8 protein-coding genes are annotated in these 7516 nt (G+C 50.3%); all 8 read left to right on the top strand.

The annotated features are described in order from the left end of the window. Window positions 1-365: 365 nt before the first annotated feature. The gene (locus ABJ99_RS25445; protein ID WP_054088146.1) at window positions 366-1301 is read left to right on the top strand and encodes an AvrD family protein; all 936 of its coding nucleotides are present in this window, start codon (window positions 366-368) and stop codon (window positions 1299-1301) included. 239 nt (window positions 1302-1540) lie between these two features. Then, the gene (locus ABJ99_RS27925; protein ID WP_080378328.1) at window positions 1541-2146 is read left to right on the top strand and encodes a histidine phosphatase family protein; all 606 of its coding nucleotides are present in this window, start codon (window positions 1541-1543) and stop codon (window positions 2144-2146) included. A 279-nt stretch (window positions 2147-2425) separates the two neighbouring features. Further along, a complete protein-coding gene (locus ABJ99_RS25440) occupies window positions 2426-3253 on the top strand; it encodes a TauD/TfdA family dioxygenase (protein WP_054088145.1) in 828 nt (275 codons plus the stop codon). Between the two features lie 17 nt (window positions 3254-3270). Further along, window positions 3271-4305: a sulfotransferase family protein gene (locus ABJ99_RS25435; RefSeq protein ID WP_054088144.1), complete on the top strand. Its 1035-nt coding sequence runs from the start codon at window positions 3271-3273 to the stop codon at window positions 4303-4305. A 40-nt stretch (window positions 4306-4345) separates the two neighbouring features. Next, a complete protein-coding gene (locus ABJ99_RS25430; RefSeq protein WP_005734276.1) occupies window positions 4346-5548 on the top strand; it encodes a class-III pyridoxal-phosphate-dependent aminotransferase in 1203 nt (400 codons plus the stop codon). Window positions 5549-5903: 355 nt separating this feature from the next. After that, on the top strand, window positions 5904-6236 hold the full coding sequence (locus ABJ99_RS29435) for a 2OG-Fe(II) oxygenase (RefSeq protein ID WP_004667075.1): 333 nt from the start codon (window positions 5904-5906) through the stop codon (window positions 6234-6236). Further along, window positions 6236-6814, top strand: coding sequence for an AAA family ATPase (locus ABJ99_RS25420; RefSeq protein WP_053481465.1), 579 nt, complete (start codon window positions 6236-6238; stop codon window positions 6812-6814). Before ABJ99_RS29435 ends, ABJ99_RS25420 begins: the two co-directional genes overlap by 1 nt. Before the next feature lie 205 nt (window positions 6815-7019). Continuing rightward, entirely contained in the window at window positions 7020-7250 is a 231-nt protein-coding gene (locus tag ABJ99_RS25415) for a carbon storage regulator (protein ID WP_054088142.1), read from the top strand. Window positions 7251-7516 lie beyond the last annotated feature (266 nt).

Raw genomic sequence — 7516 nt, 5'->3', positions numbered from 1 at the left:
GTAGCATTGCGGAGACTGCGCGGCTGGCCGGTGTCAGTGTCAGCCAGGTAAAGCGTGTCTGGGCACAGAACCAGACTAAAGATAAGGTCTGAATGTAGCAAGAAACCTCGTTTTCACGCACGGTCTCCCAGGCGGCGCGCATTTGATGTTTCGTTGCTCCCTGACGTGCCCCAACCGATCGCCGTTTAAGAACGCTTTGGCCAACTGCGCCAAATAAAGCTTTGGCGTTGACCTACGTTTGCATGGAACCAAATCCGTCCCAAAGGCCACACAGAGCCACCATTTTATAAAAATTGGTAGCTGTATAGCTTCCGCAGTCGAAAAAACTCAAAAGCAGCAAAGAATGGTTTATAAGGAATGTATCCATGCAAGACCTTAGTTTTAGCAATATAGAAAATCATTTGGGGCCCGCTAAAGATCGTTTCTTTGGCGATGGTTTCAAACATGTGGAGTATAGTGCTAGACATGTTAACCTCACTGAAAGTGCAGTGGACGCAAATATAACTCTTAGCTACCCAGCCAATTGGTCAAAAAAGAACGGTAGCAGTGAACTAGTACCGCACTTAAGCACCATTGACGCATTGACAATTTCAACTAATTTAAGCCAGGATATTCTACTGAATAGCTTCAAAAGCATTGATCACTGTTGGGTGAAAAGAATATCTATAAAGGCCGGAAATAAACCTGAAGAAGATCTACGTGATATCAATGCGAAAATAACTAAAGAAAGCCAAGGACTTGACTCCCAAGGCGATACGTATTTAATTTTCGGTGGTAACGTTGGCACGATGACAGTTCAGTTGGAGTTCATCATGCCAGCCGCTCACGAAATCGAAACCGTTAAGGATAGTGCCGAGAAAAGTTGTTACTCTCTACATTTTAAAAATCGCACTCAATTCATCGACGATATTATTTTTTACTCTCCACTCAACGCCATATCAACACTTTTTGTCGCTTATGATAAAGAGCCCAATTTTTCACCTGGCGGAATCGAGGCTAATTACCCTAACATTATGAACCCCGTAGATTCACTTGTCAGTCACGCACAAATAGCGCAAGCACTTCTTTATAAACTCGATGGTTTGACTCGTGGTGAATCAAACACCTTATGGATGAGGAGTTTGAATATTATCGCCGAGAATCCCGCAAAGCGCATAGCGGCGACTCGATTACTAGTAACCGAACTAAAGCGTGCTAATATTGTTTCAGTAAAGGGTAAAAACTGGCGAGTAGCGGAAGTGGCTGGACATATGAATGGTATCACCCTTTCTAGTTCAGTTGCGCATCTATTACCCCTTTAGTATACTTTTAAAAAAAACAACTGCTGACTCCCGAAAAAATTAAACTTTATCAGTAGCTTATTCTATACATTATAGGTAGATTTTTTCGCGAATAGTACACAGGAGTGCAACATGAAAGTTCGTATTGCCGCCTTGGGAAACGCTCTGTCGTCTTTTGAGGTCACAAATGAAGGCTTTGATATCTGCGCGTCATATAGAAGTTCTGTGCATCCGATAATAATGCTAAGTGACGACGCTCGATGATAATTGTCATTATCCGACATGGTGAAACGCCACAAAATTTGCTTGGCGTTTTTCAGGGACAGTCTGATCCTGAGCTGGATAACGTAGGGATAGATCGGTTCAAGGACACTGCCAGAACGCTTAAGAATGAGAAGTGGGATGCTATTTATAGCTCTAACTATAAACGCTCACTGGTCTCCGCAAACCTTTTGACAACTGACGTTAACTTGAGAAGATTTGTTTCCACAGACTTTTCTGAGCGCCACTTGGGCGCACTGGACGGTAAGTCTAAGGAGCTTCTTATATCTGCTGATCCTGAGCTATTGAGAAAGTTAATAACACTTGAGTATACCCCATCCGGAGGGGAGTCAGGTCGTTCAGCGTTGGAGCGTTTTGTCCGTGGAATACATACTATTAAAAATAATCACCAAGGCCGGGTTATTGTTGTTTCTCATGGAGGTATTGTGGCACTTTTTGCTCACCACATGTTAGGGGTGCGACAGACTTCATGCCTTCTAGAGCATGGCCATGCCCTAATAATAAAGATCTCAGGGGCTGAAATTAGTTTGATTGGCATGAATGTTCCACCCAATTCAATAGCGGAAGCGACGTACTATGGATAATATCTTGACCAGGGATTCCGGGGGTAGTGGGAGAGCAGCTAGAAAAATCAGATGCCCCGTCACCGGCTCAGCTGACACATGACAGCGTGATGACCAAGCAGGGACTTTATTCCAGAGGGGTGTAAATAGAGTCGGTACTCGCGTGCTTGGCCTTTAGAGCCTACGAAAGCGAACGAGCATTCAATTAATGGTTTTCGATCATGAGGCAATCCATGCAAGCGCTTCTAAACTAACTTTTTATATGGGATAGGTATGCAAAGCCGATTCAATGGATGGTCAATGCAGGTTCTTGAGGTGGATGATACGGCAGCGGTTGGTCGACATATTGATCAGTTTGGTTTCGCGATCGTTTCGGGGGAATGGAGATTCGATGCGTCTGATTTTGACCGCATGGCCGCACTTTACGGCTTGGGCCCAATGTACCAGTCGGATTTCAACCGGCTTGAGCATGCAGAAGGCATAGCATCATCGGGAATTAACCAGGTCGGAGGTCTGTCGAGCGGCAGCCATGTCGTCTTCAACGGCGCTACAGACGTGCCGCTTCATACCGATGGTTCCTATTTACCTATAGGCACCATCAAGACGTCGATCCTCTTTTGTAGAGAATCTGCGGCTCTCGGCGGGGAGTCCATTCTGTTCGATAGCGTGTCGGCATTTCGAGCACTGAGCGAGGATCATCCTGATCTTGCTCGGTCCTTGCTCGCCGATAATGCGTTCAGGCGCCGATCTACTAGTACGCGTTCGGGTAGGCAGTATCAACACATTGGGCCGATGTTTCTTCGTCGCGAAGACGGATATATTGTTGGCGGCTTCACGCTCGATATCACGGCTGACTGGGAATACTCGCGTCGTATGGACGCACGGGTGATTGACGCAGCGGCGTATCTCATCCGGCTCGCCTCCGAAAACAGCGATTACACTCTGAAGTTTGGGTTGCATAAAGGGCAGGTGCTGATTATACGAAACGACCAGCTGTCGCATGGTCGATGCTCATATGTCGACGACCCTGCCAGGCCTCGAATCCTGTTTCGAGGACTCTTTCTGTCCTCACCATGCGATTCTGGTGCACCAACAGACTTGGTCTGTACCCGAGGTAGCCAATCTTGACTGAGGGAATGTCACATATGCCGGAGCAAGATGCGGGGGCGCAGTGGGCCTCATGGATATCGTGTCGCGCCAGTCAGCTTAAGTCGCGGATCCAGACCGACCTTAACGCCTACTCATTAAGCGACGACATGAAACAGGTCATTGTTGAATTTGTTCGCGAATATCGGAGGGGCGGTCGGGGCTGGAGCGAGAGGGGGATGCGCGGCGACGAGGTCATGGCGCCAATGCTCGGCGTCAGGGATACCGCCCCTGAACTGTTTGAACTCGTTCGTACGAAGATCGCACAGGCAGAGAAAGATAAATGGATGGGCGGCAGCTTGGACAGTAATGTCATGGCAGCGCAGTTGCAATATCGGCGATTTGTCATCGTATCTACGCCACGTTCAGGAACACATCTGCTGCGTACGCTGCTTGGCTCGCATCCGTGTATTGAGGTCCACGGTGAGGCGTTTAATCGATTCGGCCAGCACCTTTTGCCTTATTCGGTGCAGGACACGACGGCAGCCGGGGTTCTTGAAAGGCATCTATTTCGACCGTATTTCGAATATGTCGAAGCCGTCGGTTTCGTGCTCTTTCGCGATCTCGACACCCATTGGGCAGGCCAGAACGTGTGGGGCGCCTTAGCAGATGTCCGCGACCTAAAAATAATCCTGCTCGACCGACGCAACCGGCTGGAGCGACTTGTGTCGCTAAAGAAAAGCCTGTGCGATCACGTTTGGTACGTTGGCCGTGAAGATAAGAGGTTGAGGCCGCATATGGAACTGTCGGTTCCGCTTCATGAACTCGTCGACTTCATTGACCGCGATCTTGTAAATCGGGCGCAATTCTGCGACCAGTTTCACGGGCACGACATATTGCCGATCACTTACGAAGAGTTGCTCGCGACTCCAGAAGTTGTGCACGCCCGTATGCTCAAGTTTCTTGGTGTGTCAGCTGCAATGCTTCAGTCCGGAACAGGTAAGAAGGAGAAGGCGCCGGTTTCGGCGGTGGTCAACAACATCGATCAATTGAAGTCAGAACTTTCAGGTACGAAATATGAGAGCTATATCTAATACGCCGCGACTGTATTGGCCTCCCTACACACCGATGAAAATGGATGATTGCAGGCCGAGCATTGTTCGTGGTGAGGGGGTTTATCTCTACGATGATACGGGTCGACGCTATATTGATGGTATCTCTGGTAGCTATAATCATTGCCTCGGACACTCGCACTTCGGGCTTATCGCGGCGGTGAAGGAGCAAGTTGATACACTCGTTCATGCGTGTAATATTTCTTCAAATACGGTACTCCCCGAAGCGCTTGCCGAGAGAATCAGTGGCAAACTGGTGAAGGCCAGACTTGTCCATACGTTTCTCGTCATGAGTGGAAGTGAAGGTGTCGAGGCCGCCCTCAAGATGGCGTGGCAGTATCAGATTAACCGCGGGTGCCCTCAGCGAACCAAAGTCGTTGCGATTGATGGTGCGTACCACGGCTGCACGCTGGGTGCGATGATAGCCACGCGTCGTGAATTCATCAATGAAGGGGCAGCGCCGTTACTTGCCGCTCACTCGATTGCGATGCCTATTCCATCAGGCCTTGAGGATATTTCACACTGGCGTGCGCTGCTGGCCGAACAGGAAACGACCATAGCTGCAATCGTCGTCGAGCCTGTTATGGCGATGGCCGGGACCCGGCAGTTTCCGGATGGGTTCCTACGGGAATTGTCTGCGCTAGCAAAGAAGTACGATATCCCGTTTATCTGTGACGAGGTGTATTGCGGGGTAGGGCGCACAGGTGCATTTTGTGAATCCATTAACCAAGGTGCTAGCCCGGATATTGTCATTTTGAGCAAGTGCCTTGGTGGCGGTTTTCCGATTACCGCAGTGGTGACGACGGCAGACATGACCGACAGTTTTGCTGCGCAATCTATGCCACTTTTCAGGCATGGGCATACGCAGTCAGGCAATCTCCTTGGCTGTCGTGCAGCATTGTTCATTCTCGATTATCTAGACAGTCATCGTAGTTATGAGGTAGTGGCAGCGGGTGGTTCGCGACTGCTGCAGGGAATTCGCGAGAACTTGCAGACGACGAACAGTATCGTGAGCGTGCAGGGGAAAGGGCTTATGTTGTCGATTACATTCGAAACGTCGCAAGCGTGCACCCGCGCCCAACTTGCCGTTCGCAGACAGGGGGTTATTGTGGGGGCCGCCGATCGGCATCTGAAGTTGGCGCCATCGTTCTTGATCAGCGAACCCGAAGCGGATGAGTTGACCGATCGCCTGGTCAGTTCAATTCGCAGTGTTTCGCAACAGTAAGCTCCCAGGTTCTGATAGTAATAAAGGAGGGTCGTCTGGATACTTGGCGCTAAAACGGATTGCACACGGCACTCTACATGACGTGCCGTTCAGGTGGGGACAGCTGTGCAACATATGGTGTGACGACACTATTGCGAATAAGCTTGCTGGCGATTTCCCGACCGAGGGTTTCAGTTATCGGGAACGTAACGGCGGCCACTTCTACCGACGTACTATTATTCCACTTGCATCGCACCATGTTCGCGAGCCAGCGACCTTATCTGCCGCATGGGTCGATATGAGTAACGAACTTGTATCTGATTCGTTTCGGGCGGCCATGACCGAGTTTTGCGGAGTTGATCTCACTGACTATCCGATGGAAGCCGTTGCGTTTCGCAGCGGGCGCGATGCGCACTACTTGCCTCACGTCGATGCTTCGCTGCCTCGCGGTTTTCGTTTGATCGTCTATTTCAATGCACACTGGGAGGCAGACTGGGGTGGATTGTTCCGCATTCTCGATCCTTGCGATCATTGCAAAGCCCATCACACCGTTTTTCCTTTGGTTGGCAATGCCAGCATGATAGTCCGCGACGGACACTACGAGGACACGTGGCATGAGGTGACGCGTTTGTCGGGCAAAGAAGTTGTTACCCGCAATACGCTTAACATTACCTACTACGAGCCGGGCACAACGAGTACCGTTCAGTGATGACGACCCATAAAGCACGTGATGCTAAAAAACTGGTTCTTCTCTATGGCCCGCCCGCTGTTGGCAAGTTGACCGTGAGCAAGGAGCTAACGCAGCATCTATCCGCGATTCTTTTTCACAACCACTTGATATTCGACGTAGTCGCCAATTTGCTCCCGCCGGACTGCAGCTTTGAGGACTGCAAGCGGTTCACGTGCAGGCTTCGGCTTAGCGCGATGGAGTTGTTGCTCGAATGCGACGACAGGGTTGTCGTAACAACGTTTTGTTACCGTGGTATTGATGACGACTGGTACATCGACGCCCTGAAGGTGCTGTGCCAGAAATACCAGACGATTCCCTATTTTGTTCAGCTTACGGCTGCCAACGAGCATCTGCTCGATAGGGCGGAGAATGAAGACCGACGAGCATTCAGAAAGGTCAACAGTCGGACAAGCCTTGAGGACATTTTGCGGGATAACAATAACTATGCGGCGTCCATACAGGCCATCAACCATATTTGCCTGGATACTTCAACACTTGCGCCTTGGCGTGCTGCGCTCATGCTGATGGACTGGATTAATGGGCGACAGGAATTGTAGCGGCTTGCAATCGAAAACCTGCTTGCTCGCGTTTATGGGCCCTTTCTGGCTCGTTGCGTGTAGGCAAGGGATGCACTCAAGGTACCGAGCCAGTTGCCGGAGGGTGGCGGTTTTCAGCAGACAGTCAGCACGCCACCACGCGTCTGATAGGAAATTCGGCTACCGCGCCTAGAGCGCTTGGTGGCTGCTATTAAAGGAAATTCGTATGCTCGTTCTGACTCGCCGCGAAGGTGAAAATATTATGATTGGCGATGGAATTCAGATCCAAGTCCTAAGCGTTTCAGAGGAGACTGGGGATGTACGTATCCAGATTGAAGCCCCGGATGTCGTCGAGGCCCAGAGCAGAAACGTTGGTAACGAAGTGACTGATCGCAAGCCTGGTCCTGTTATTATTCATAAGCGCCGGTGGCGCTCGTGGAAACGCAGGGTTACATAGCCGCGCAGTATCACAAAGGCTACCTGGGGTTGTAAGCCGGAATCCCAGAAATTTCCGTCATGGGCGAGAAGCCAGTACTGGTGCGGATTGACGCCAAACAGTTATTTTCCGGCTGCGACGTCGCCAAGCCGAAAACTGTTTGATTGAGCGGCCAAAACATGTACGGAAAACCGTGTCGGATAGCAAAAGCAGCCGTAAACCGCTCTGGTGACGTTTTCCGACGGAATTTTCCGGGGTTCCGGCTTACACCCCCAATTGGCCGAGGC

The sequence above is a fragment of the Pseudomonas syringae pv. cilantro genome (assembly GCF_001293775.1).
Lineage (GTDB): Bacteria > Pseudomonadota > Gammaproteobacteria > Pseudomonadales > Pseudomonadaceae > Aquipseudomonas > Aquipseudomonas syringae_P.
The sequence above is the reverse complement of the archived record's forward strand: the minus strand, read 5'-3'. Positions and strand labels throughout refer to the sequence as shown.

What these genes read in the sequence shown, in the direction of transcription:
- ABJ99_RS25445 (WP_054088146.1), top strand. Translation starts at nt 366, where the DNA reads ATGCAAGACCTTAGTTTTAGCAATATAGAAAATCATTTGGGGCCCGCT.
- ABJ99_RS27925 (WP_080378328.1), top strand. Translation starts at nt 1,541, where the DNA reads ATGATAATTGTCATTATCCGACATGGTGAAACGCCACAAAATTTGCTT.
- ABJ99_RS25440 (WP_054088145.1), top strand. Translation starts at nt 2,426, where the DNA reads ATGCAGGTTCTTGAGGTGGATGATACGGCAGCGGTTGGTCGACATATT.
- ABJ99_RS25435 (WP_054088144.1), top strand. Translation starts at nt 3,271, where the DNA reads ATGCCGGAGCAAGATGCGGGGGCGCAGTGGGCCTCATGGATATCGTGT.
- ABJ99_RS25430 (WP_005734276.1), top strand. Translation starts at nt 4,346, where the DNA reads ATGGATGATTGCAGGCCGAGCATTGTTCGTGGTGAGGGGGTTTATCTC.
- ABJ99_RS29435 (WP_004667075.1), top strand. Translation starts at nt 5,904, where the DNA reads ATGGAAGCCGTTGCGTTTCGCAGCGGGCGCGATGCGCACTACTTGCCT.
- ABJ99_RS25420 (WP_053481465.1), top strand. Translation starts at nt 6,236, where the DNA reads ATGACGACCCATAAAGCACGTGATGCTAAAAAACTGGTTCTTCTCTAT.
- ABJ99_RS25415 (WP_054088142.1), top strand. Translation starts at nt 7,020, where the DNA reads ATGCTCGTTCTGACTCGCCGCGAAGGTGAAAATATTATGATTGGCGAT.